Genomic DNA, 232 nt, shown 5'->3' on the forward strand with positions numbered 1-232 from the left:
CTCTTTCCTTTTAAGTATCCCATGAATCCCGAAACGCTCATTTTGGGCGGGATACTCAGAAGTAAATGAATATGATCCGGACATACTTCTCCTTCGATGATTTCAACACCTTTCCATTGGCACAGTGTTCGGATTATTTCACGAATTGCTTCTTTCTTTTCGTTATAAAATACTTTCCTTCGATATTTAGGTGTAAACACTACATGATATTTGCAATTCCATTTTGTATGTG

1 protein-coding gene is annotated in these 232 nt (G+C 36.6%); it reads right to left on the bottom strand.

Translation table 11 applies throughout. From position 1 onward, the window contains the following. On the bottom strand, nt 1-232 hold a 232-nt coding region (gene tnpA / locus NE668_RS10065; RefSeq protein WP_256196888.1), incomplete at both ends, for an IS200/IS605 family transposase.

The sequence above is a fragment of the Veillonella parvula genome, from assembly GCF_024461875.1.
Classification (GTDB): Bacteria; Bacillota; Negativicutes; order Veillonellales; family Veillonellaceae; genus Veillonella; species Veillonella parvula_I.